The organism is Roseobacter sp. S87 (assembly GCF_055693285.1).
On sequence record NZ_JBVFTR010000004.1, the window covers coordinates 896,019 to 919,428 of the forward strand.

Sequence of the window (23,410 nt, forward strand, 5' to 3'; positions counted from 1 at the left end):
ATGATCTTTAAAATCGTCACCCTGTTTCTCGTCGTCATGGGCGTGCTGGCCATGTTCGGCAAGATGCACTGGCTGGGCGGCAAGAGACTGAGCCAGGCCAAATGCCGGTCATGCGGACGGTACCGGATCGGCCGCGGTCCCTGTGACTGTGGTACGGGAGGGCGTTCGTGACAGAACTCGCGCCATGGCTGCTGTCCGGTCTGGGCCTGCTCATTCTGCTGCTCGCAGGGGATGCGCTGGTCAAGGGGGCGGTGAACCTCAGTCTGCGACTTGGCGTGCCGGCTCTGATCGTATCCCTGACCATTGTGGCTTTCGGTACTTCTGCGCCGGAACTGCTGATCTCTGTCCAGGCGGTGCTGGAAGGCGCACCGGGCCTGGCGCTGGGCAATGTCGTCGGGTCAAATACCGCCAATATCCTGCTTGTTCTGGGTGTGCCGGCGATCCTGGCCGCGATGCACACCTCGGAGTGCAATACGCGCAAGACGTACAATTTCATGATCCTGGCCTCGCTGCTGTTTATTGCGCTGGCCTGCAGGGGCGTGTTCGACTGGATCGCGGGGGCGGTGCTGCTGGGTGCGCTGGCCTTTGTGCTGGGCGATGCCTTCCGCGATGCGCATCAGCACCGCCAGGCCTGCAAAGGCGATGACGAGGAGCCAGAGGGCGCGGATCCGGATATGCCGGGCTGGCGTATTGCGGTCTTTCTGGTGCTGGGCCTGATCGGCCTGCCGCTGGGCGCGGATCTCCTGGTGGATAATGCCACCGTAATCGCGCGGCAGTACGGTGTCTCTGACACGGTGATCGGTCTGACGCTGGTGGCCATCGGCACATCGCTTCCCGAACTGGCGACAACCACCATGGCGGCGCTGCGCCGGCAGGCGGATGTGGCGCTGGGCAATGTGATCGGCTCCAACATGTTCAATCTGCTGGCGATCATTGGCATTGCGAGCCTGGTGGGGCCCATTCCCGTGGACCCGGAATTCCTGCGCTTCGATCTCTGGGTGATGCTGGGGGCCTCTCTGCTGCTGGCCGTTTTTGTCTATTTCAGAGTGAATATCACCCGCGGGTGGGGCATTCTGCTGGCCGCGCTATATGCCGGGTATATGGTGTTGCTGCTGAGCTGAACCGAACACAGGAGAAGATGTTATGGCCAATGCACTCGTCACAGGTGCAGGGCACCGGATCGGTCGTGAGATCGCCCTTTATCTCGCGGCGCGGGGCTATGCCGTGGCTGTGCACTATGCGTCCTCAAGTGCCGGCGCAGATGAAACTGTCCGGCTGATTGAGGAGGCGGGCGGCAGAGCGGTGGCGCTGCAGGCGGATATGCTGGACGATGATCAGACGACAGCGCTCTTTGACAACGCGGTGCAGGCGCTGGGCGGGCCGGTCACCTGCCTGATCAACAACGCATCGATCTTTGAATACGACACGATTGAAACGGCCACACGAGCCTCCTGGGACAAGCATATGCAGAGTAATCTGCGCGCGCCCTATATCCTGACCCAGAAGATGGCTGCCCAGAACCTGGAGCCGCTGCGGGACGCGCGGGGGAGCCGTTTGCGGCGGGTGTCATCGTGAATATGATTGACCAGCGCGTCCGCAAGCTGACGCCGGAATTTTCGACCTATACGCTGGCTAAGGCCGCACTCTGGGCGCTGACGCAGACAAGTGCACAGGCCCTGGCCCCCGCGATCCGCGTGAATGGCGTGGGCCCCGGACCAACGCTGCGCGGGGGGCGTCAGACAGATGAGGAATTCGCGAAGCAGCGGGCCGCAACTGTGCTGCAGCGCGGGTCTGATCCGGAGAACATCACCGCAGCGATCGGCTACCTGCTGGAGGCCCGCGCGGTCTCAGGGCAGCTCTTTTGTGTGGACGGAGGCCAGCACCTCGGTTGGCAGACCCCGGATGTGCTGGGGGTGGAATAAAGGGCTGACTTCGGGGAAGTTTTGCACCGCTGCTGAAGTTGTTACAAAACCGTTACCAAAAGGCCTTTGTTTTCAAAACCTTGTCCGGTGGTCTGGAAAGTTTTGAGCGTTATCAATGGGTTAAGATAGTGCCTATTTTTTGTGCAAATCGAAGAAATGCCCACAAACTAACGATAATTCCGGTATGCCCGGAAGTTATCTGCAGAGTTGTCCACAGGAACCGTGGAAAGGTTCTCTCTTGCGGTGGGCTTCGGTAAAGTGCAGCGCCGGGGAAGGAATCATCCAAAAGTTACATGACAGATCTCGCCTGACACTCAGCCTCAGGATGTGCCGACAGGCCATGGAGTCATCCAGGGGTATATGCGTACGCTCGATACGTCGCCCGGCGTCTACCGGATGCTGGATGCGGAAAGCCGTGTGCTGTACGTCGGCAAAGCGCGCAATCTGCGTGCGCGGGTGTCGAATTATGCGCGCCCCGGCGGGCATTCGGGCCGTATTGCGCGGATGATTTCGATGACCGCGTCGATGATGTTTCTGACGACACGGACTGAGACAGAAGCACTGCTGCTTGAGCAGAACCTGATCAAGCAGCTCAAACCCAAGTTCAACGTTCTGCTGCGCGATGACAAAAGTTTTCCGAATATCATCGTTACGGCCGATCATGACTATCCGCAGATCAAGAAGCACCGCGGGGCAAAAAAGCAGAAGGGTAATTATTATGGGCCCTTCGCCTCGGCCGGCGCGGTAAACCGTACGCTGAACCAGCTGCAGCGGGTGTTTTTGCTGCGCAACTGTTCCAACTCGGAGTTTGAGGGCCGGACGCGCCCCTGTCTGCAGTACCAGATCAAACGCTGTTCCGCGCCCTGTGTGGGCCGGATCAGTCCGGAGGAGTATCGCCAGACGGTCCGGGATGCGGAGAAGTTCCTGTCGGGCAAAACCACCGATATTCAGGCCCGGCTCGCCGCCGAGATGCAGGCAGCCTCTGAGGACATGGAATTCGAGCGCGCCGCCGCACTGCGCGACCGGATCAAGGCGCTCACACAGGTGCAGACAGCGCAGGGTATCAACCCGCAGGGGGTGTCAGAAGCGGATATCGTCGCGCTGCATATGGACAGTGGCCAGGCCTGCGTTCAGGTGTTTTTCATCCGGGCCAACCAGAACTGGGGAAACCGGGATTTTTATCCGCGGGTGGGGGCGGATGTTGATGCCGCCGAAGTGCTCGAAGCGTTTCTGGGACAGTTTTACGACACGCGGGAACCGCCGCGTCAGGTGATCCTGTCGAACCAGATCGAGAACCCGGACCTGATGGCCGAAGCGCTGACCGGCAAGCTGGGACGGCGGGTAGAGCTGGTGGTGCCGAAACGGGGCGAAAAGGCGGAACTGATCGACGGGGCGCTGCGGAATGCGCGTGAGTCCCTCGCGCGGAAGATGGCGGAAAGTGCGACCCAGGCCCGTCTGATGAAAGGACTGGCCGAGGCGTTTGAACTGCCCGCGCCGCCCGAGCGGATCGAGGTTTACGACAACTCGCACATTCAGGGTGCGTTCGCGGTGGGTGCAATGATCGTGGCCGGGCCCGAGGGTTTCATGAAAAACCAGTACCGCAAGTTCAACATCCGTGGTGAGGAGCTCACACCGGGGGATGACTTCGGGATGATGAAAGAGGTTCTGTCGCGACGGTTCCGGCGTCTGAAAAAGGAGGACCCTGACCGCAAAGAGGGACACTGGCCGGACCTTTTGCTGATTGACGGCGGCGCCGGGCAGGTCAGTGCCGTGCGCGATATCATGCGCCAATACGGTGTTGAGGACATCCCGATGGTGGGTGTGGCCAAGGGGCTGGACCGGGACGCGGGTAAAGAGGAATTCCACCGGACCGGCCGGCAGGCTTTTGCGCTGCGGCATAATGATCCGGTGCTCTATTTCATCCAGCGGATGCGCGACGAGGCGCACCGGTTTGCCATTGGCACGCACCGGGCGAAACGGTCCAAAGCGGTCGGTGCCACGCCGCTGGATGATGTGCCGGGGGTGGGTGCTGCGCGCAAACGCGCGCTGCTGGCGCATTTCGGCTCGGCCAAGGCGGTGTCGCGGGCCAACCTCAGTGATCTGAAGGCAGTAGAGGGGGTGTCGGAAGCGCTGGCGGAGAAGATATATGACTTCTTTCACGAGCGCGGTTAGGGCTTTGGCCGGGGTGTCCTGCCTGTGGCAGGACGGTCTTCGGCGAGGATATTCTGCGCCAGAAGAAGTCAGGTGTCGGTTGCCGCTTTCCCCTGTAATTCTGGCGTTGTAGGGTCGGGCCATGACGCTGACCCTGCCGAATATACTGACCATTGTCAGGTTGATTGCCGCGCCCATGGTTGCGGTCATGTTTCTGTATTTCACCCGGCCTTACGCGGACTGGTTTGCGCTGGTGCTTTTTGTGCTGGCGGCGGTCACGGACTGGATTGACGGCTATCTGGCGCGGGCCTGGAAACAGGAGACGCGGCTGGGGGCCATGCTGGATCCGATCGCGGACAAGGCGATGGTGGTGATTGCCCTGATGGTGATCATCGGCTTTTCCAGCTGGTCGCCCTGGCTGGTTCTGCCGGCCACGGTGATCCTGTTCCGTGAGGTTTTTGTCTCCGGTCTGCGCGAGTTTCTGGGGGATACGGCGGGCACGCTGAAGGTGACAAAACTGGCCAAGTGGAAGACGACCTTTCAGATGGTGGCCATTGCCGTGCTGTTTTCGCAGGGTGTTTTTGAACATTATCTGGGCATGTCGGCCTGGGGGATGGATCAGCAGATGGTGGCGGACATTTTCGAGGGCCGTGTTGAGGATCTGCAGGGGTTGCGCTGGAAGCATGCGGCGATGGAGTGGGCCGGTGTTATTGGTCTGGTATTGCTGTGGGTTGCGGCGGTGCTGACGTTTGTGACGGGCATCGACTATCTGAAAAAGGCGATGCCGCATCTGAAGGATGAGGACTGATGGATATTCTGTATTTTGCCTGGGTCCGGGAGCGTATCGGGATTCCGCGCGAGCGCATTGAGACATCGGCTGCAACAGTCAGCGATCTGGTCGAGGAGCTGCGGGCGCGCGAAGAGAGATATGCGGCGGCTTTTGCGGATACCTCTGCCTTGCGGGTGGCCATTGACCAGGAGCTCACGGGTTTTGATGCCTCACTGGAAGGGGCCCGCGAGGTTGCGTTCTTTCCGCCGATGACCGGGGGATGAGCGCATGCGGGTAACGGTTCAGGAAGATGCGTTTGATCCCGGGGCGGAGCTGAATGCCTTTTCTGCCGGGCGCACGGATATGGGGGCTGTTGTCACGTTCTCGGGTGTCGTGCGGGACACCGGGAGCAGCCAGCTCGAAACCATGGAGATCGAGCATTACCCGGGCATGACCGAGGCCGCATTGCAGGAGATTGCACAGACGGCCATGACGCGATGGTCGCTGGGGGATGCGCTGGTGATCCACCGCTACGGAAAGATGGCGCCCGGGGACGTCATTATGATGGTGGCGACTGCGTCCCGGCACCGCAGGGACGCCTTTGAGGCGGCGGAGTTCCTGATGGATTATCTGAAGTCCCGTGCCCCCTTCTGGAAACGCGAAGTCACAGCGGATGGCACCGCCTGGGTCGCGGCTCGCGATGACGATGAGGCGGCGCTGGACCGCTGGAAAAGCTGATTTGACCTGGATCATACCGGCGGTTGGTGGGGGGCTGTAAACTGAGGCCACACTGATCGAAGGGAGATCTGACGATGTTTACGAAAATAGTTGTTGGCCTTGACGGTTCCGAGCAGGCGGGTCGCGCGCTGGATGTGGCATGCGATCTGGCCGGAAAATACGGATCAGAAATTCATCTGGTACATACGCCCAAAGCTGAAACGGTGGCTTTTGCGCTGGGGGCAGTTGCCGGATATCACGCAGCAACGACGATGCCTTCGGCAGAGAAAGTGAAGGAAGCTGCACAGAAGGTACTGGGCGATGCGCAGGAGAAGATGAGCGGTCAGTCCCTCAGTGCAGAGCAGCTGCACATCGGAGAGACGGATCCGGCAGAGGATCTTGTGGCCTGTGCCAGGGCCTGTGGTGCGGATCTTATTGTGACGGGACGGCGGGGGCTGGGCGCTGTTTCAGGGGCTGTTCTGGGCAGTACGTCGCAGAAAATCAGCCATGATGCGACCTGCGCGCATCTGACGGTTGCCTGACGGCACCTGCAGCGGGCGGGGTTAGCCCGCCTGCTGAGACTTGAGGTGGGCGCGCATCTCTTCGGCTTCGTGCCGGGCGTCGCGCAGGCCATCCATGGCGGCACGCAGCTCGGCTTCAGTCTGGGCCAGCTGATTGGTCAGTTCCGCTTCACGCTGCTGAAGGTAAGTGATCGCCTGATCCCTTGTCTCTTCTGCTTCGTGCAGTTCCTGGCTCATCCGGTCCAGCTGGGCCACGTCATCTGCTGCCACGCGGGAGAAGCGGTGTACAAGCCAGTTGGCGAACCACCCCAGACAAAAGGCGACAAACAAAATGATGGCCGTCGCCACCACAAACTCACTCCTGCTCATTGCCCTGTTCCTCAGTGCCTGTCCCGGCCCCTGTATCCCTGTTTTCGGCAATGCTTTCCAGTGTTGATTCACCCTGCGGGACGCTGGGTTCCGATGAAATCAGGCGGAATTCGATGCGGCGGTTGGCTTCGCGGCCCTCTTCGGTGCCGTTATCGGCGACCGGGTTGGCCTCGCCATAGCCTTTGGCGAGGAAGGAACCGGTCAGGACGCGGCGGGCACGCAATTCGTTCAGGACTGATTCTGCACGGGCCTGGCTGAGTGCGAGGTTCATTTCCTCGCGGCCCTGGCTGTCTGTGTGGCCCTGAACCTCGAGCCGCAGATCGCCGCATTCCTGCAGGATGCCGGCGATGGCATCCATGACGGGCAGGGCGCTGGCATCGATCGTGGCCGAGCCGGGCTCGAAGATGATCTTGTTGGCACGCACGATCAGACGGATGCGGGATTCGCATTCCTCGGGCGCTGGCAGGCTGGCGACGGGATCGAGTTCCTCCAGATAGCTGACATCGATCTCGAAGGTAGCGTCTTCGCCCAGTTTGCTGACCATCAGCCGGGCTATGGTGTCACTGGCATCCGGATCCCCCGAAGCACCCGACAGCTGCAGGGTTTCCGGCGTCACAATCACCGCGCCGTTGTTGAGAAAACCCAGTGCTTCGATGCCGGTCAGCACCCGCGCGGGCCAGTCAGCCGGCAGTCCGGGCACAATCCGGGCGGCGGTGTAGACGTTTTCAGAACCAAAACGCGCGCGGGCGAAGCTGTCGGCCACCTCACGCATTTTGTCGTCTGTGATGCGGCCGCGCAGCTGGACCTGTCCTTCGGGGCTGAGGGTGGCCACGAACTCGCTGGGGCCGGTATCCGGATCGCTGGGGGTCGGCAGAACAGCGTTGAGCGCAAATACATCCGGCAGTGCGTTTTCAAGTTCGCCCACCACCTCTTCGAAGAGGTCGAAATCTGTACCTTCCGCCGCGGCGAGGGTCACATCCGCGTTTGAAAAGGTCACGGTGCCGCTGCCGATGCGGGCCAGCGCGCCGATGGCTGTGGTAACGGCCTCTGACCACCTGGGGCTTGGCACGCCCATGCCGACTGTGCAGCGGCCGTCGCCCGAAAGACCGGCCTCAAACGCGGCATTCAGGATGCGTGTGCGGGAAGCTTCTGTGTCTGCGGAGCAGGTGTCAAACCGCGCACCGGCGTCATCCATCACAAACCGCAGCGCAAAGGGTGTGATGACGGGACGGGGCGCTGTGATGTTGAGCGAGACGTTCAGGGCAGGGGGTGCTGCGCGTCTGAGCCTTGCTTCCTTGTCGGCCTTGTCCTCGGCACTTTCGGCGATGGCCGTGATCTCGACACGGCCCGCATCCACCGACACTTTCGCGCGGGGCAGGGTTTCCATGGCGGTGACTGCAAAGGCCAGGGCATCTTCCCATCCGGTAGGTGCGGGATAGTCCGCCGTCTCCAGCAGGTCGGTCACGGGCAGGTCGCTCATGGCGGAAAAGCCCTCGACCAGTGCCTCGCGGTCCGTGGTTTCAGGAATCAGCCCGATCACCGACAGACCGGCCGTGTTGCGCAGCACCTCGGCAGAGAACCGGGGCGGTTCAATGGCGGCCACTGCGGCCACGTCCATCTCGTCAATCACCCGGGCGGCATCAACCACGGACCCTGTCAGGCTGAGGGCGCGGAACCGCAGGGCTTCGTTCGGCGCGGTGCCCGCGAGCATGACCTGCAGGCCGTTCGCCTCGACCTCGGCCCAGGTGAGGCCGTTCAGATCCAGCACCTCGCGCACACCGATCTCGGAGCTTTCCTCGACGAGTTTCACAGAGGAATTTGCCGCCACAAGAGACAGGGCAGCTGCGATCACGAAGGCCGCGGAAATCAGAATAAGACGGGTGTTGCGCATAAATCCAGCTGGCTGATCCGGTTCTGCCTGTTTGATACGCCCCACTGCCGCGGGTTTCAATCATACCAGCAGGGCTGCCACAAAAAAGACCAGCGGGATCATGCCGGTATCCCGGTTCACGCGAAAAAGCCGGAGCAGCTTCGCGTTATCCTCTGCATCAAAGCCACGCAGCTGCCATGTCATGTGCCAGCCCATCGCCCAGGGGCCGGCCAGTGCGATCACAAGGGCAAGCACGTTTCCGGCCGGCTGAACCGCGAAAATCACCGCCAGCCCCATCAGACCAACGGTTGCCATCAGAAACCGACGCAGCCAGGTCGCGCTGTGGTCTCCAAAGAGCCGCGCGGTGGATTTGATGCCGATGAGTGCGTCGTCCTCTGTGTCCTGGTGGGCATAGATCGTGTCGTAGAACAGCGTCCAGGCGATACCTGCCAGATAAAGCACCACGGCGGGGGCCTGAAGCTGGCCGCTGTGAGCGGTCCAGGCCAGCAGCGCGCCCCAGTTGAACGCGAGGCCCAGAAAGACCTGTGGCCACCAGGTAAAACGTTTGGCGAAGGGATAGACCGCGACCGGCAGCAGGGCGAGGATGCCGAGCGCAATGGCCGCCGCGTTGAACGTCAGCAGGATGCCGAAGGCCGCCAGCGACTGCGCGCACATCCAGATCACAGCACCACGCACCGTGACCTGACCGGCGGGGATCGGGCGTGAGCGGGTGCGTTCCACTGCGCCGTCAAAATCGCGGTCAGTAATGTCATTCCAGGTACAGCCCGCGCCGCGCATCAGCCAGGCCCCGAGGCCACATCCGACGGCGATCCACAGATCAGAAAGAGAGGCCTGCCCGTTGTGCAGCATGGACAGCGTCAGGCCCCACCAGCAGGGCAGCAGCAGCAGCCAGGTGCCGATGGGCCGGTCCGCACGGCTCAGCCGCAGCCAGGGCCGGGTGGCGGCAGGTGCCCAGGTGTCCACCCAGTTATCTTTCACCGCGTCGGCGACGGCGCCATCTGGTGTGGGCGTGCGCTCTTGCATATGGTCCCTTTCATGGAACGTGATGTATCAGCAAAAATCCGGCTTTATGTAGAGCACCCTTTGGGGCCTGCGCAAACGCTTCCTTTGTCGCGGGAGCAGGCGCATTACCTCTTTGGCGTGATGCGGCTGGGCGTGGGCGCGCATGTGCTGGTATTCGACGGAGCACATGGCGAGTGGCTGGCGGAGGTCACGGAGGCCGGAAAACGCGGCGGTGCGCTGCACATGCTGGAGCAGCTGAGACCACAGCAGATGCCGCCTGATCTGTGGCTGCTCTTTGCCCCGGTCAAAAAGGCGCGCACGGATTTCATCGTGGAAAAGGCCGTCGAACTGGGCGTGTCGCGTCTGTTACCGGTGCAGACTGAGTTCACCAATTCAGGAAGGATCCAGCGGGACCGCCTGCAGGCCCATGCGGTTGAAGCGGCAGAGCAATGCGGTGCCACCTTTGTGCCGCCGGTGGATGAGATGCAGAAGCTGGGCAGGGTGCTGGACCACTGGGAGAAAACGCGGCGGATCATGTTCTGTGACGAGACAGCTGCCGGGGCCGGGCACAGTTTGCCGGGGCTGGAGGGTCCCTGGGCCGTGCTGATCGGGCCCGAGGGCGGGTTTTCAACGGGGGAGCGTGACCGTCTGCACCGGTCAGAGGCAACCCATGCCGTGTCGCTGGGCCCGCGCATCCTGCGGGCGGATACGGCGGCGGTGGCGGCGCTGACGCTGTGGCAGACGGCGCTGGGGGACTGGACGTGAGCGGGCCGGCACCGGTTGTGCGGCTGCACTTGTTTTTCGCCACCGAAAACGAACGTGCTGTGATCCTGCGGCAGGGGCCGTCAAAGCAGTGGCGCATGATCCTGTGGCACCGGGACACCGACCGGTTTGAGGACGGTCAGTGGCTGAAACAGAAAGTCTGGCCGGGTCGCTGCGCACTGTCGCCGGATGGGGCGAATTTTATCTATTTTGCGTTGGACGGTCACTGGAAAGGCCCTGCAGAAGGCGCGTATTCGGCGCTGTCACAACCGCCCTACTGGACGGCCCTGTCGCTGTTTCCCTGTGGAGATACATGGGGCGGCGGCGGCTTTTTCCTCGATAACCGGCATTATTTTGCGACGGGTGGTGCGGATATCATTGGGCGGGATGAGGGGCTTTCGCGCGTCCGTCCCGGTGCGCCGGAAAAAGGGTGCAGCTCCGGCATCCGGCTGATGAGCGGCGCGCGGGCTCCGCTGGACCGGGCCGCAACACGGCGCATTCTGGCGGACCCCGCACCCGAAGGCCTGAAGGACATCCATGACCGCATGCCCGCTCCGCAAAGCGATGCCGGTGAGCAATACGAAACACAGGGCAGCGCGCTGTTCCGCCGGCAGGACGGGGATCTGGTGCTGATCCGCGATTTCGGCGATATGACGTTTGAGCCGGTACGTGCGCCCTACGACTGGCGCGACAATGATGCATCCTGGCATCCGCTCAGTGAGGATCGGTTATGACCGGATTTTTCCGCCCCGAAGCGCGCGACGCATTGTGGCGCTGGCGCGAAGTACTGGTGGGGGCGGGCGCCGCCCTGCTGGGGCTGTGGTGGCTGGCCGGTCCTGGCCGTCTGCTGGTGCTGCCGGCTGTGGCGCTTGTGATTGCAGGCGCAGCACTGATCTGGATCGGGATCCAGCGCGCCCGGTTCCGCACCGCCGGCGCCGGGGTCGGTTCGGTCGATGTGGACGAGGGTCAGGTGACCTACTTCGGGCCGCTGACCGGCGGCACAATCGCACTGCGGGAAATGCGGCGGCTGACGCTGGACGGGACAGTTTACCCGGCCCACTGGCGGCTGGATCAACCTGGCCAGCCCGCTCTGATGATCCCGGTGAATGCCGAAGGGGCCGATACCCTTTTTGACGCTTTTGCCACGCTGCCAGGCCTGCGCACGGCGGTCATGCTGCGCGCGCTGGAGAACCCCACCGATGAACAGATCGTGATCTGGCAGCGCGATGTCGCGATTTCCGCACAGGGCCCGGTGCATTGACACCCTGCTGAAATGGGACCATCCATTCCGGACCAGAACTGCTCAGCAAAACGGAAACTCCCTCATGTCAATTCCCCAGTCCGGCGGTGGCCCCATCACCTCTTTTGATCAGCTGGCGCAGTATCTCGAAGATGGCTGCAAGCCACGCGAAGACTGGCGCATCGGGACCGAGCACGAGAAATTCGGGTATTGCCGCGACACGCTGAAGCCGCTCCCCTATGACGGTGAGCGCTCCATCCGTGTGATGCTGGAAGGGCTGCGCGACAGCCACGGCTGGTCGCCGGTCAGTGAGGGCGGGCACCTGATCGGGCTGGAAAAGGACGGCGCCAACATCAGCCTGGAGCCTGGCGGGCAGCTGGAACTGAGCGGGGCGCCGCTGGAAACCATCCATGAGACCTGTGACGAGGTGAACACCCACCTGCGCGAAGTGCAGGATGTGGCCGACCGGATCGGCGCTGGCTTTATTGGGCTCGGGGCTGCACCCCACTGGACCCATGAGGACATGGATCTGATGCCCAAGGGGCGCTACAAACTGATGAATGATTATATGACCCGCGTCGGCACCATGGGGCGGGTCATGATGCGCCGGACCTGCACGGTTCAGGTTAACCTCGATTTTGGCTCCGAGGCGGATATGGTCAGAAAGATGCGCGTGGCCCTGGCGCTGCAGCCGGTGGCCACAGCGCTCTTTGCCAACTCGCCATTCTTTGAGGGCAAACCGAACGGCCACAAATCCTGGCGCAGCGTGGCCTGGCGCAACCTTGATGCCTCCCGCACCGGCATGCTGCCCTTTGTTTTTGAGGACGGGTTCGGCTTTGAGCGTTGGGTGGACTACGCCCTTGATGTGCCTATGTATTTTGTCTATCGCGACGGCAAATATGTCGATGCGCTCGGCATGTCTTTCCGCGATTTCCTGGACGGAAAACTGCCCGCATTGCCGGGGGAAATCCCGACCCTGTCAGACTGGGCAGATCATCTGACCACAGCCTTTCCCGAAGCGCGGATGAAGAAATTTATTGAGATGCGCGGCGCGGATGGCGGCCCCTGGCGGCGGCTCTGTGCGCTGCCGGCGTTCTGGGTCGGGCTGACCTATGACCAGACGGCGCTGGACGCAGCCTGGGACCTGGTCAAAGACTGGGATATGGGCACGCGCGACCTGATGCGGGTGGCGGCATCTGTGGATGGTCTGCAGGCCGAAGTACACGGCATCCGGCTGCACGATATCGCGCGCGAAGCGGTGGCGATCAGCCAGGCGGGCCTCGCCGCACGGGCGCGCCCCGGCGCCGGTGGCATGGTGCCGGATGAGACCCACTTCCTGAATGCGCTGCACGAGAGCATCGAGAGCGGCAAGGTGCCCGCGGATGAGTTGCTGGACCAGTACCATGGCGACTGGCAGGGCGATCTGAGCCGTATCTATGCGGAGTTCTCCTACTGACCCTGCGCGCATGTCCGGAATGTTAACCCACCGCCCGCGCAACGGTGCGGACGGTCCCGGGGCCCCGGGTAGAGACTTTGGCCCTTTTGCCAGCAAAACAGGGCAAATTCGATGTCGGTAAAACGTCGGTGTTGCGTCGGTAAAACGTCGGTGCGTACGGCGGTGTTGCGCGGCTTCTGGTGCAGTAACAGAGCGTGCGCTGTCGAAAGGTTGAGAGGCGGTTAAAGGTGGGTTTGCGGGGCAAACCGAACCTTTCAGTCTCTGTGTTGAAGGTCCGGTTTGCAGGTTCGGGTGGGCTGGCCTAGGTGTAGGCGCCTCCCGAATAGGTCAGCTCATAGCTGTGGCTGTACAGCTCAAAAACGATCCCGAACGGGTCCTCGACATAGACCATGCGGTAAGGTTTCTCGTCGGGAAAATATTCTCTGACGGGCATGCGCTGTTTGCCGCCCGCAGCAACGATCCTGGCCAAAAGATCTTCGAGGTTTGGATCCTGAATGGCGAAATGGAATGTTCCATGCTGCCGGAAATCCAGGTTGTTTTCCGGTGCGTGATGGCCGTCAAACTCGAACAGTTCAAACCCGATGCGGTCAGCCGTCGCGAGATGCGCGATGCGGATTTTACCCCAGCCTTCACCAAAGACATCACTGCACATCCGGCCAATGTCGCTGTTGTCTTCAGTGATTTCCGTCGGTTCCATGATCACGTAGAAACCCAGAACGTCCCGATAGAATGCAACGGCCTTGTCCAGATCCGGTACAGAGAGGCCAATGTGAGAGAAAGTGCGTGGTGTCGGCGTCATTGCTTTTCCTTTCGTTTGCGTTGTCCGAAAGATAGATCAGCGGTGACATCTTTTGAAATTATCATTATATATGTTTTTGATTATGGATTATTATCATCGTGCTGAACGCAACCTGGCTGAACACTTTCACGACGCTCTGTGAGACTGGCCATTTCACAAGGTCGGCTGACGTGCTGGGGATGACCCAACCCGGTGTTTCGCAGCATCTGCGAAAGCTGGAGGCGCAAGTCGGCAAGCCCCTGATCGTGCAGGACGGAAAATCATTCACGCCAACCCCTGCCGGAGAAGCTCTTTTCAAAGTGGGGCTGGCGCGTCGCCGGCAGGAACGTGAACTCAGGGAACTGATGCAGCGGGATGACCCGGGTGTGGGGGAGGTCAGGATCGGCTGCTCGGGCAGTTTTGCGATGTGGCTCTATCCACATCTTCTGGAGCGTTTGCGAACGGCCCCTGATCTTGCGCTTCACCTGAAGGCCGCCCCGCAGGGCGATGTGACACGTGGTCTGGTTCACGGAGAGTTGGACCTGGGTATCCTGGCGACCCGGCCCCAACAGCCGAAACTTGAGGCCAGGATGATCATGCGCGAGGAGCTCTGCCTGGTGGTTCCGAAGTCCATGACACCCCGGCCAGTTGAGCTGGCCGATCTGAACAAACTGGGATTTGTCGCCCATCCGGACGGATATGAATATGCAGATGAGCTTCTCGGGAGGAATTTCGCAAAGGAATATCAGGGCTCGGAACACCTGAGAACGCGAACGTCCGTCAACCAGATAGGGCAGATCCTCACTCCGGTCGCGGAAGGCATAGGGTATGCAATACTGCCCAGATCGGGGGTCGATGCATTTGCAAGGCGCGGTGAGGTCTCCATACTGAATTTACCCATCAAACATCATCATGATCTTTGGCTGACCTTCCGGCGTGGCAGAAGCAAATTTGCCCGCATCGCCTCAATGATTTCTCTGATTGAAAAGGAAGTATCCGCATTGCACCAGATGCCCGAATAGTCTGCGAGGTGCGCCAGGCCGCCGTCTGTTCATGCCGTAGCATCGGTCAGGTTGGGCTCGAAGCGGACATTGCCACCGGGCCGTACGGCTGGCATCGCCGCGGGGCTGTTGGGCGGGTCCGACGAGCCTTTCATGCGGCACCGTCGCGGATCTGTCCGGCTGTTTCAGGGCGCCCGGGACGTTTATCCAGTTCGATGCTCAGATCTGCAGCCAGGTCAAAAAACTGTCGCCGCACGGTCCTGGCGTAGGGATTGGTGTTCTCAATTGCGTCAAAAACTTCCGGCGCATCGTGCTGCACCATGGAAATCGCCTCAGCCAGCAGATCAAAGCTTTTCGTTGTCATCCGCGTCGGCAGCGGGCCCATGCCCAGGAGCACTCTGGCAATCAGGTGCGTGAGCCCCTGGACAACCGCCGCCTCGCGGTCGTGGTCCTCGGGCGTCGTCATGATGACTGTCAGCCCGAGGGCTTTGCGTAAAAACGCAGCCAACCGCGCGTGGCGTTTCCCGCGAATGGGGCAGACCGCAATTTTCAGCCCCCCGATCCCTGACGCCGCACTCTGGGGGCCGAAGAGGGGGTGCGTTGCGACGATGTCCACATCATCGGGGAGCCGCCGCCGCATGATGTCTGCGGGAACGACCTTTACCGAGCCCACGTCGACAATCAGCGCGCCGGGTCTGCAGGAGGCTGCGATCCCGCTCACAATCTGCTCAAATGTGGACACCGGCGATGCAATGAGGACCACATCCGATTGCGATACGGCATCCAGTGACGACAGGCGCACCCCGAGTTTTTGCGCCTCCGCCGCCGCGTCCGGGGACGGATCACAGGCTGTGATCTCAAAGTGCGGGTGCAGATGGCGGGCGGCAAGTTGCCCGAATGCCCCGAACCCGACGATGCCGAGCGACATGGTTTGATTTCTGCGGTTGTTGTTCATTTTTCGACCTTCAGATTTGCCACCCGGCACAAGGTCGATTGCATTGAGACCGCTGTCAGGGGCAGCGGAACACAATTGATGACAACCCCGCAGCTATGGAAGCTGCGGATAATAGCTCTGCGATGCGAAACACGGGGTCATCATGGCGTCAGCGATAAGGCAGTCACGGGGCGAAAGTCAACGATATTGCTGCGCGACGGTCTTTCCGGTCCGGTGGGGGCTGTCAGCGCACGGCCTCGATGGGGCCTTCGGCGCGGCCCTGGATGAACTGGTCCAGATAGGCGTTGCCGGACTGGTCCATGTCGGCCACCGGGCCGGTCCACTGGATGACGCCGTCGTGCAGCATGGCGATATTATCTGCAATGGCGCGCACAGAGGTCATGTCGTGTGTGATCGTCATTGCTGTGGCACCCATTTCGACCACGATCTCGCGGATGAGATCGTTGATCACACCGGACATGATCGGGTCGAGGCCGGTGGTGGGTTCATCAAAGAAGATGATCTCAGGCTCGGCGGCGATGGCGCGCGCCAGGCCTACGCGTTTCTGCATGCCGCCGGAAAGTTCGGCGGGGAACCGGTCGGCGACATCCGCCTTGAGGCCCACGCGGCGTAGTTTGTCGATGGCGATCTGGCGGGCTTCTTCTTTGGGGCGTTTGAGGGACCCGCGCAGCAGGCGGAAGGCGACGTTCTGCCAGACCGGCAGGCTGTCAAAGAGGGCGGCCCCCTGAAACAGCATGCCGAAGCGTGCCAGAAAGGCGTCGCGATCCCCGCTGGAGGCGTCGCGCCCGTCCACGGTGATGGTGCCGCTGTCCTGCTGGACCAGGCCCAGCACGCATTTGAGCGCGATGGATTTGCCGGTGCCGGAGCCACCGATAATCACCATCGAAGACCCCTTGGCGATATCAAGGTTCAGCCCGCGCAGCACATGGTTGCTGCCAAAAGATTTGTGGATATTCTCCATTCTGATCATGCTGTCGGTCATAGCGTGAAGAAGACCCCCGTCAGCACGAAGTTAGCGGCCAGAATGAGCACGGCGGCGCCTTCAACGGCGGATTTCGTGGCCCGGCCCACACCCATGGCACCGCGGCCCGAGTTCATACCGTGGAAACAGCCCATGGTGGCGGCGGCGAACCCGAAGACCGCCCCTTTGGTCAGGGACGAGATCACATCCAGCGGTTCGAGGAAGTTGACGGTGTTGCGGATATAGGCGGCGGGGTTAAAGCCCAGCGTACCTGTGGCGACAGCATATCCGCCGAAAATGCCGATGATATCACCTACGCCCACCAGCAGCGGCACCACGAGGGTGGCGGCCAGCACGCGGGGCACGGTCAGGTATTTCATCGGATGGGTGGACAGTGTGACCAGCGCGTCGATCTGTTCGGTCACCTTCATCGTGGCGATCTCGGCCGCGATAGAGGAGGTCACGCGTGCGGCGATCATCAGGCCCACAAGCACCGGGCCCAGTTCGCGCACCATGCCGACCGCCACGATCTGGGGCACAACGGCTTCGGCATTGAACCGTGAGCCGCCCGCGTAGATCTGCAGTGCCAGCGCGCCGCCTGTGAACACAGCCGTCAGGCCCACAACCGGCAGCGACAGCCAGCCAATGTTGAGCAGGGCAGCCATGAATTCCCGGCCATAAAAGGGCGGGCGGACAAGGTGGCTCACCGAACGGCCGGCAAAGAGCGCAATGCGTCCGATCGCAGCCAGCATCCCGAGGACGGTAAGGCCGAGGAGGGCGAGGGGCTTCATGGGTGGTACACGCGGCTGTAGCGCGCGCCCAGTGATGTCAGTATTTCGTAGCCAATGGTGTCGGCAAAGCCGGCGACGGTGTCGACCGACTGATGCGGGCCGATCAGCTGCAGCGTTTCGGGATCTTCCGGCAGGCCGGTGACGTCCACGCAGATCAGATCCATGGACACACGCCCCGCGACAGGGACGGCCGTTTCGCCCGCATGCAGGCGCGCTTTGGGACCCATCGCGCGGATAAGGCCATCGGCGTAGCCTGCCGAGATGGTGGCAATCCGCGAGGGCTGGCCGGCCATCCAGGCATTGCCGTAGCCCACGGTCTCACCGGGCGAGACATCGCGCACCTGAATAACAGGCACGTCCAGCGTCACCACCGGGCGCGCATCGACAAAGGGCAGACCGCCATAAAGACCCACGCCGGGGCGGGTCAGGTCGAAATGATACTCCGGCCCCAGCAGAATGCCGCCGGTTGCTGCCAGCGAGCGGGGCACGTCCAGACCGTCGGTCATGTCGCGGAAGCGCTGGAGCTGACGCGCGTTCATGTCGTGGTCCGGTTCATCCGCGCAGGCGAGATGCGACATGATCAGGGTGGGGTTCTGGCCGAGCGCGATGTCACGCACTGCGTCCCACTCAGTGGCCTCCATGCCCAGACGGTTCATGCCGGTGTCGAGCTGCAGCCCGAACGGATGGCCTGGCAGGCTTTCCACATGGCGCAGCATCTGATCGACGGAGTTCAGCATCGGTGTGAGCTGCGCGCCTGCAATCAGGTCCGTGTCGCCCGCCATATGGCCGGAAAAGACGCTGATCGAGGGGCCTTCGCCTAAGGTTGCGCGCAGGGCTGCACCTTCCTCCGCCACGGCCACAAAGAAGCGGCGCGCGCCCGCACCGGCCAGCGCAGTTGCCACGCGGCCGGCGTCCAGACCATAGCCGTCAGCTTTGACCACGGCTGCGGTTTCGCAGTCCGTGCGGGCATCCAGATCGCGCCAGTTGCCGGTCAGGGCGCCAAGGTCAATGGAGAGTGTTGCCGTGCTCATGAGGCGTTCATGACAGGATGACCGGCGAGGTCAAGTCCCGGGACGCGCGGCCTGCCAAAAGTGGCCCGCGTTTTCAGGGAATGATCAGGAAGGGGCGGTTTTCTTCCCACATTTTTTCGCCGATCAGACAATCATAGGCCGGACGTCCGGAAACCGGCAGGGGCTGCAGCGCCACCGGCCCGGCGGCAATCTCCAGCACCATCTTGCGCCGTACTGCATCGGCAAACTGTGACCAGCCGTGCACGGGGATCACAAAAGCCCCGGGCCCGCCGATGACGCAGTCGGTGTAGTACAGATCAAGGTCCGGCAGTCCCCAGAGCGAACTCAGCGCATCGGAGGTCATCAGGGGCAGGCCGTTGATCGTAATGCCGCGCGCCAGGACCGCGTCGCGCGCCCGCAGGACCGGTCGCCCCTGGTTGTTGGGGCCGTCGCCTGAGATGTCGATCACCCGGCGCAGCCCGTTAAAGCCGTTATCTTCAAAGATGTCAGCCGCAAAGAGCATCAGACCGGAGATCGAGGTGCGCCGCAGGCCAGGGTGGTGGCCGAGCGGATTTCGTCGGCCATCGCAGCGGCGTCGGCCTCATCGGACAGCAGCCGCCAGGGCACCAGTACCTGCTGGCTGTATTCGCCCGCCCATTCCACATAGGTCACCGCGACGCGGCCCAGCATGCCGCCGGTGATTGCGGCCACGACCTGGGGGCTGGTCAGCGCTTCGGCATAACCGCGGCGCTGGATCGCCAGTTCCTCGATGGACATTGAGCGGGACACATCCACGGCAAGCACCAGTTCGAGGTCCACCTCCACATCCGCTGCCCGCACAGACGGCGCAGAGAACACGAACAGAACCAACAGAAACATCATCCGGCGCATGAGGCCATTGCGCCGTAATCCACTGCTCATGTCCAGTCACATCCGCGTATCAGCAGCGGTATGGTGCTGTGCATCGCGGGTCTGTTCGCCGCCGCGCAGACGTGTAAAAGGAAGCTATGGAGCTGACGCAGGATCACAGGGACATACTGGACGAGGTGCTGAAATGGCGCCGCGATGTGCGTCATTTCCGGCGTGACCCGCTTGACCCGGACGTGCTGGCACGGCTGCGGCAGCGTATGGACTGTGCGCCCTCGGTCGGTAATGCGCGCCCCTGGCGGGTGCTGCAGGTGGACAGCCCCGCAATACGCGCATCGGTGATTGAAAGCTTTGAGGCCTGCAATGCAGAGGCCGCGGAGAACTATGGCGGGCAGGCGCGTGCGGATTATCTGGCGCTGAAACTTGCCGGATTGCGGGAGGCGCCGGTGCATCTGGCGGTGTTCACGGATACCACAGTGTCCGAGGGACGCGGGCTGGGGCGGCAGACGATGCCAGAGACGCTGTCATATTCGACCGTCATGGCCATCCACACCCTGTGGCCGGCTGCGCGGGCCGAAAACATTGGCGTGGGCTGGGTGTCGATCCTCGATCCGGGAACGGTCGCTGATATTCTGGAGGTGCCGGGCACCTGGTCGCTGACCGGCTATCTGTGTCTGGGCTATCCGCAGCGCCCGAGCGATACACCGCTGCTGCACGAGGCGGGCTGGCAGGCCAATACAGCGACGCGCTGGCGGGTGGTCTGACAGGCACGCCGGGCGATCAGAATTCCTGATCGCCACCCTGCTGCCAGGGCTGAATGAGATTGCCGAAGCGTGTGAACCGGCCTTCAAAGCTCAGATCAACCGTGCCGATGGGACCGTGACGCTGCTTGCCGATCACCACCTCGGCGCGGCCATGCAGGCGCTCCATGCGCTCCTGCCACTTGGCCATTTCCTCCAGATTGTCATCGGAGGGTTTTTCGCGCTCCACATAGTATTCCTCGCGGAACACGAACATCACGACGTCGGCGTCCTGCTCAATGGAGCCGGATTCGCGCAGATCGCTCAGCTGAGGCCGTTTGTCTTCGCGATTTTCCACCTGACGGGACAGCTGAGACAGGGCGATGACCGGAATGTCGAGCTCTTTGGCGATGGCCTTGAGCCCCATCGTGATCTCGGAGATCTCGTTCACGCGGTTCTCCGAGCGCCCGGTGCCGCGGACCAGCTGCAGATAGTCCACGATCAGCACATCAAGCCCGTGGGTCCGTTTCAGGCGCCGCGCCCGGGCCGCGAGCTGCGAGATGGGCAGGGCGGGCGTGTCGTCTATAAAGAGCGGGCAGGCCTCCAGCGCTTTGGCGGCTTCGACGAACCGGCGGAATTCCTCTTCGGTCATATCGCCGCGACGGATCTGTTCGGATGGCACTTCTGATGCTTCTGACAGAATCCGCGCGGCGAGCTGCTCGGCGCTCATCTCAAGAGAATAAAAGCCTACAACGCCGCCTTCGACGGCGCCCTCTACGCCATCCGGGCCCACGCCTTTGCGGTAGGCTTTGGCAACGTTGAACGCGATATTGGTGGCCAGTGAGGTTTTGCCCATCGACGGACGACCGGCCAGGATCAGCAGGTCCGAGCGGTGCAGACCGCCCAGCTTTTTGTCCATGTCGATCAGTCCGGTGGAGACACCGGCAAGGCCGCCTTCGCGCTGGTAGGCGGCGTTTGCCACATTAACAGCGTCTGTTACCGCGCTGAGAAAGCTCTGAAATCCGCTTTCAACCTGGCCCTGTTCGGCCAGCGAATAGAGCGCCTGTTCGGCCGCCACGATCTGTTCACGCGGCTCGGAGGCGACGTCGATACGCGCGGCCTTTTCGGAGATTTCGCGCCCCAGACCGATCAGATCACGGCGCACTGCCAGATCATAGATCATCTGGGCATAATCCCGCACGGCAAAGGCGGAGACTGCTGCACCGGCCAGACGCGCCAGATAGGCCGGACCGCCCAGCTCTTTCAGGCCCTCGTCGTCTTCCATGAAGGCCTTTAGGGTCACCGGCGAGGCGAGGTTGTTTTTGGCGATCCGGGCGGCGGCGATGTCGAAAATGCGCGCGTGTACGGGATCGTAGAAGTGTTTGGCCCCGATCACCGAGGCCACACGGTCGTAGATGTCGTTGTTGGTCAGGATCGCGCCCAGCAGCTGCTGTTCGGCCTCGATCGAATGCGGCATTGTTTCGGGGGACTGTACGTCCACACCTGTCGGATTGATTGCCGAAACTTCGTTCATCTGTGCCTCACCCTGTCCCAGGCCTCAGGTTCTATCCGACCCGCGCGCGCCAGTGCAATCGGGATAAGAATGTATAACCTGTGGAAAAGCCGTCGTAGTCCACAGCATACATCATATTGTGGCAGATTGCACGCAGCACTCCAGATCGTGGGTGCAGCTCAGGAGTTTTTTCTGGCGTCCTGCCAGGCACGGGGGGCGTTCAGGAAGGCTTCGACTTCTGTCAGCGTGGCCTCTGAAAAAGCCTTCTGGGTGCGCGCTTCGGCCAGAACATCCCACCATGTGCACAGGCTGTGCAGCTCAACCCCGTGATCCCCAAGGGTCTTTTCGGTTTCGGGGAAGATGTCGTAGTAGAAAATCACCGCTGTGTGGCCGCAGGTGGCGCCGGTTTCCCGAATCGCATCCACAAAAGACAGTTTTGAGCCGCCGTCGGTGGTCAGGTCTTCGACCAGCAGCACGCGCTGGCCTTCGGTCATATCGCCTTCGATCCGCGCGTTGCGCCCGTAGCCTTTGGGCTTTTTGCGCACATAGGTCATCGGCAGCGCCATCCGTTCAGCGACCAGGGCTGCAAAGGGGATGCCAGCGGTCTCCCCGCCGGCAATGTTGTCAAAAGCCTCGAACCCTGCGTTGCGCATGACTGTGACGGTCAGAAAGTCCATCAGCGTGCTGCGGATGCGGGGATGGCTGATGAGTTTGCGGCAGTCGATATAGGTGGGGCTGGGCAATCCGGAGGCGAGGGTGAAGGGCTCGTCCGTGTTGAAGTGCACGGCGCGGATTTCCAGCAGCATCCGCGCGGTCAGGCGGGCAATCTCGGAGGCGTCCGGGTAGCTGGTGGGGATCATCGGCGGGGTCCTTGCAGGTTGGCGGAGGTCGGATGCCTCCGGCGGGGATATTTAGGGCCAGAAGAAATCAGGCGACGCGCCAGGTCAGCGGGAAGCCCGGATCGAAGACCGTGACAGGGCCGTCGCCGGTATCGATCTGAGCGGGATATTCGGGGGCCGACTTTTCGAGCGTGATGTGGCCGTCGTTGACCGGCAGCCCGTAGAAGGCCGGGCCGTTCAGCGAGGTGAAGCCTTCGAGCCTGTCCAGTGCGCCGTCTTCCTCGAACACCTGCGCCAGGATGGACATGGTATTGGTGGCTGTGAAGCAGCCCGCGCAGCCGCAGGGCAGCAGTTTGTTGGCGTCCGTGTGCGGCGCGGAATCGGTGCCCAAGAAGAACCGTGTTTCGCCGGAAGTTGCCGCGTCGCGCAGGGCCAGGCGGTGCTGTTCGCGTTTGGCCACGGGCAGGCAGTAGTAGTGCGGTTTGATCCCACCGGCGAGGATGTGGTTGCGGTTGATCACCAGGTGGTGCGTCGTGATCGTAGCCCCCAGAGTGTCGCCCTGTGAGCGGGCGTAGCCGACCGCATCCGCGGTTGTGATGTGCTCCATCACCACGCGCAGCTCCGGCGTCGCGCGGCGGATCGGATCCAGCACCCGGTCGATAAAAACAGCCTCGCGGTCAAAGATATCCACGTCGCTGTCGGTGACTTCGCCGTGTACGCAGAGCGGCAGACCGATATCCGCCATTTTCTCCAGCGTTGCCCGTACGTTATTGAAATCAGCGACACCGCTTGCCGAGTTTGTTGTCGCCCCTGCGGGATAGAGTTTGACGGCTTTGACGAGGCCGGAGGCGTGGGCGGCAGCGACATCGGCCGGGTCGGTGTCTTCGGTCAGGTACAGCGTCATCAGCGGGGTGAATGCGGCACCTTCGGGAAGGGCTGCCAGAATACGGTCACGGTAGGCCGCGGCCTGAGCCGAGGTGACCACCGGTGGCACGAGGTTCGGCATGATGATGGCGCGTCCGAAATGGCGGGCAGTTTCGGGCAGAACGGCCTGCAGCATTGCGCCGTCGCGCAGGTGCAGGTGCCAGTCGTCGGGGCGGCGGATGGTGAGCGTTGTGGTCATAAGGCTGCGCTAGCACAGGTGCGGCGGCAGCG

General features: G+C 62.1%; 26 protein-coding genes and 1 pseudogene. 14 read left to right on the forward strand and 13 right to left on the reverse strand.

Annotation, left to right across the window (positions count from 1 at the left end; translation table 11 throughout):
- The 8 genes and pseudogenes from ACZ1HA_RS05285 (at position 1) to ACZ1HA_RS05320 (ending at position 6,101) form a co-directional block, all read left to right on the forward strand.
- Entirely contained in the window at positions 1–171 is a 171-nt protein-coding gene (locus tag ACZ1HA_RS05285) for a hypothetical protein (protein WP_375228043.1), read from the forward strand.
- Positions 168–1,121: a calcium/sodium antiporter gene (locus ACZ1HA_RS05290; protein ID WP_375228042.1), complete on the forward strand. Its 954-nt coding sequence runs from the start codon at positions 168–170 to the stop codon at positions 1,119–1,121. Before ACZ1HA_RS05285 ends, ACZ1HA_RS05290 begins: the two co-directional genes overlap by 4 nt.
- 22 nt (positions 1,122–1,143) lie before the next feature.
- Positions 1,144–1,922: pseudogene (locus tag ACZ1HA_RS05295) on the forward strand (SDR family oxidoreductase).
- A gap of 360 nt (positions 1,923–2,282) precedes the next feature.
- Positions 2,283–4,094, forward strand: coding sequence for an excinuclease ABC subunit UvrC (uvrC, locus tag ACZ1HA_RS05300; protein WP_472713138.1), 1,812 nt, complete (start codon positions 2,283–2,285; stop codon positions 4,092–4,094).
- 121 nt (positions 4,095–4,215) lie between these two features.
- Positions 4,216–4,881 carry a CDP-diacylglycerol--glycerol-3-phosphate 3-phosphatidyltransferase gene (pgsA, locus tag ACZ1HA_RS05305; protein WP_375228040.1) on the forward strand — a complete coding sequence of 222 codons (666 nt, stop codon included), beginning with the start codon at positions 4,216–4,218 and terminating at the stop codon, positions 4,879–4,881.
- Positions 4,881–5,126 carry a molybdopterin converting factor subunit 1 gene (moaD, locus tag ACZ1HA_RS05310; protein WP_375228039.1) on the forward strand — a complete coding sequence of 82 codons (246 nt, stop codon included), beginning with the start codon at positions 4,881–4,883 and terminating at the stop codon, positions 5,124–5,126. The genes pgsA and moaD overlap by 1 nt, the downstream gene beginning before the upstream one ends.
- A 4-nt stretch (positions 5,127–5,130) precedes the next feature.
- Positions 5,131–5,580: a molybdenum cofactor biosynthesis protein MoaE gene (locus ACZ1HA_RS05315; protein WP_375228038.1), complete on the forward strand. Its 450-nt coding sequence runs from the start codon at positions 5,131–5,133 to the stop codon at positions 5,578–5,580.
- 74 nt (positions 5,581–5,654) lie between these two features.
- Positions 5,655–6,101, forward strand: coding sequence for a universal stress protein (locus ACZ1HA_RS05320; protein WP_472713139.1), 447 nt, complete (start codon positions 5,655–5,657; stop codon positions 6,099–6,101).
- 21 nt (positions 6,102–6,122) lie between these two features.
- On the opposite strand, the gene ACZ1HA_RS05325 is transcribed toward ACZ1HA_RS05320, so the two are convergent.
- The 3 genes from ACZ1HA_RS05325 to ubiA are packed head-to-tail and all read right to left on the reverse strand — an operon-like array spanning position 6,123 to position 9,363.
- Positions 6,123–6,449: a hypothetical protein gene (locus ACZ1HA_RS05325; protein ID WP_436399469.1), complete on the reverse strand. Its 327-nt coding sequence runs from the start codon at positions 6,447–6,449 to the stop codon at positions 6,123–6,125.
- Positions 6,436–8,340 carry an OmpA family protein gene (locus ACZ1HA_RS05330; protein WP_472713140.1) on the reverse strand — a complete coding sequence of 635 codons (1,905 nt, stop codon included), beginning with the start codon at positions 8,338–8,340 and terminating at the stop codon, positions 6,436–6,438. The genes ACZ1HA_RS05325 and ACZ1HA_RS05330 overlap by 14 nt, the downstream gene beginning before the upstream one ends.
- Positions 8,341–8,400: 60 nt before the next feature.
- Positions 8,401–9,363: a 4-hydroxybenzoate octaprenyltransferase gene (ubiA, locus tag ACZ1HA_RS05335; protein WP_472713141.1), complete on the reverse strand. Its 963-nt coding sequence runs from the start codon at positions 9,361–9,363 to the stop codon at positions 8,401–8,403.
- 12 nt (positions 9,364–9,375) lie between these two features.
- Between ubiA and ACZ1HA_RS05340 the strand changes: the two genes are divergently transcribed.
- From ACZ1HA_RS05340 to ACZ1HA_RS05355, 4 genes are all read left to right on the forward strand, one after another.
- Positions 9,376–10,107 carry a 16S rRNA (uracil(1498)-N(3))-methyltransferase gene (locus tag ACZ1HA_RS05340; RefSeq protein ID WP_472713142.1) on the forward strand — a complete coding sequence of 244 codons (732 nt, stop codon included), beginning with the start codon at positions 9,376–9,378 and terminating at the stop codon, positions 10,105–10,107.
- Positions 10,104–10,838: a hypothetical protein gene (locus ACZ1HA_RS05345; RefSeq protein WP_472713143.1), complete on the forward strand. Its 735-nt coding sequence runs from the start codon at positions 10,104–10,106 to the stop codon at positions 10,836–10,838. The genes ACZ1HA_RS05340 and ACZ1HA_RS05345 overlap by 4 nt, the downstream gene beginning before the upstream one ends.
- Positions 10,835–11,365, forward strand: coding sequence for a hypothetical protein (locus ACZ1HA_RS05350; RefSeq protein WP_472713144.1), 531 nt, complete (start codon positions 10,835–10,837; stop codon positions 11,363–11,365). The genes ACZ1HA_RS05345 and ACZ1HA_RS05350 overlap by 4 nt, the downstream gene beginning before the upstream one ends.
- A gap of 64 nt (positions 11,366–11,429) precedes the next feature.
- Entirely contained in the window at positions 11,430–12,800 is a 1,371-nt protein-coding gene (locus ACZ1HA_RS05355) for a glutamate--cysteine ligase (RefSeq protein WP_472713145.1), read from the forward strand.
- A 301-nt stretch (positions 12,801–13,101) separates the two neighbouring features.
- Here the strand turns inward: ACZ1HA_RS05355 and ACZ1HA_RS05360 are convergent, their stop codons facing one another.
- Positions 13,102–13,599 carry a lactoylglutathione lyase family protein gene (locus tag ACZ1HA_RS05360; protein WP_472713146.1) on the reverse strand — a complete coding sequence of 166 codons (498 nt, stop codon included), beginning with the start codon at positions 13,597–13,599 and terminating at the stop codon, positions 13,102–13,104.
- Positions 13,600–13,697: 98 nt separating this feature from the next.
- Between ACZ1HA_RS05360 and ACZ1HA_RS05365 the strand changes: the two genes are divergently transcribed.
- Positions 13,698–14,600: a LysR family transcriptional regulator gene (locus ACZ1HA_RS05365; RefSeq protein ID WP_472713147.1), complete on the forward strand. Its 903-nt coding sequence runs from the start codon at positions 13,698–13,700 to the stop codon at positions 14,598–14,600.
- Between the two features lie 130 nt (positions 14,601–14,730).
- Here the strand turns inward: ACZ1HA_RS05365 and ACZ1HA_RS05370 are convergent, their stop codons facing one another.
- From ACZ1HA_RS05370 to ACZ1HA_RS05395, 6 genes are all read right to left on the reverse strand, one after another.
- Entirely contained in the window at positions 14,731–15,534 is an 804-nt protein-coding gene (locus tag ACZ1HA_RS05370) for a prephenate dehydrogenase/arogenate dehydrogenase family protein (protein WP_472713148.1), read from the reverse strand.
- A 223-nt stretch (positions 15,535–15,757) separates the two neighbouring features.
- Entirely contained in the window at positions 15,758–16,504 is a 747-nt protein-coding gene (locus ACZ1HA_RS05375; RefSeq protein WP_375230869.1) for an ABC transporter ATP-binding protein, read from the reverse strand.
- Positions 16,505–16,512: 8 nt separating this feature from the next.
- Positions 16,513–17,286 carry an MlaE family ABC transporter permease gene (locus tag ACZ1HA_RS05380; protein ID WP_472713149.1) on the reverse strand — a complete coding sequence of 258 codons (774 nt, stop codon included), beginning with the start codon at positions 17,284–17,286 and terminating at the stop codon, positions 16,513–16,515.
- A complete protein-coding gene (gene alr, locus ACZ1HA_RS05385; RefSeq protein WP_472713150.1) occupies positions 17,283–18,317 on the reverse strand; it encodes an alanine racemase in 1,035 nt (344 codons plus the stop codon). Before alr ends, ACZ1HA_RS05380 begins: the two co-directional genes overlap by 4 nt.
- Positions 18,318–18,390: 73 nt before the next feature.
- Positions 18,391–18,819: a DUF1194 domain-containing protein gene (locus ACZ1HA_RS05390; RefSeq protein ID WP_472713151.1), complete on the reverse strand. Its 429-nt coding sequence runs from the start codon at positions 18,817–18,819 to the stop codon at positions 18,391–18,393.
- Positions 18,819–19,217, reverse strand: a complete 399-nt coding sequence (locus ACZ1HA_RS05395; protein ID WP_472713152.1) for a DUF1194 domain-containing protein — start codon at positions 19,215–19,217, stop codon at positions 18,819–18,821. Before ACZ1HA_RS05395 ends, ACZ1HA_RS05390 begins: the two co-directional genes overlap by 1 nt.
- Before the next feature lie 86 nt (positions 19,218–19,303).
- Here ACZ1HA_RS05395 and bluB point away from each other — a divergent pair, with 86 nt between their 5' ends.
- Positions 19,304–19,927: a 5,6-dimethylbenzimidazole synthase gene (gene bluB / locus ACZ1HA_RS05400; RefSeq protein ID WP_472713153.1), complete on the forward strand. Its 624-nt coding sequence runs from the start codon at positions 19,304–19,306 to the stop codon at positions 19,925–19,927.
- A 16-nt stretch (positions 19,928–19,943) separates the two neighbouring features.
- Here bluB and ACZ1HA_RS05405 read toward each other — a convergent pair whose 3' ends face one another.
- The 3 genes from ACZ1HA_RS05405 to pyrC all read right to left on the reverse strand — a co-directional run bounded on the left by ACZ1HA_RS05405 (position 19,944) and on the right by pyrC (position 23,378).
- Positions 19,944–21,437 (reverse strand): replicative DNA helicase, encoded by a 1,494-nt coding sequence (locus ACZ1HA_RS05405; protein WP_436399465.1) that lies wholly within the window; start codon positions 21,435–21,437, stop codon positions 19,944–19,946.
- Positions 21,438–21,595: 158 nt separating this feature from the next.
- Positions 21,596–22,276, reverse strand: coding sequence for an orotate phosphoribosyltransferase (locus tag ACZ1HA_RS05410; protein ID WP_436399464.1), 681 nt, complete (start codon positions 22,274–22,276; stop codon positions 21,596–21,598).
- A 67-nt stretch (positions 22,277–22,343) separates the two neighbouring features.
- Positions 22,344–23,378, reverse strand: coding sequence for a dihydroorotase (pyrC, locus tag ACZ1HA_RS05415; protein WP_472713154.1), 1,035 nt, complete (start codon positions 23,376–23,378; stop codon positions 22,344–22,346).
- Positions 23,379–23,410 lie beyond the last annotated feature (32 nt).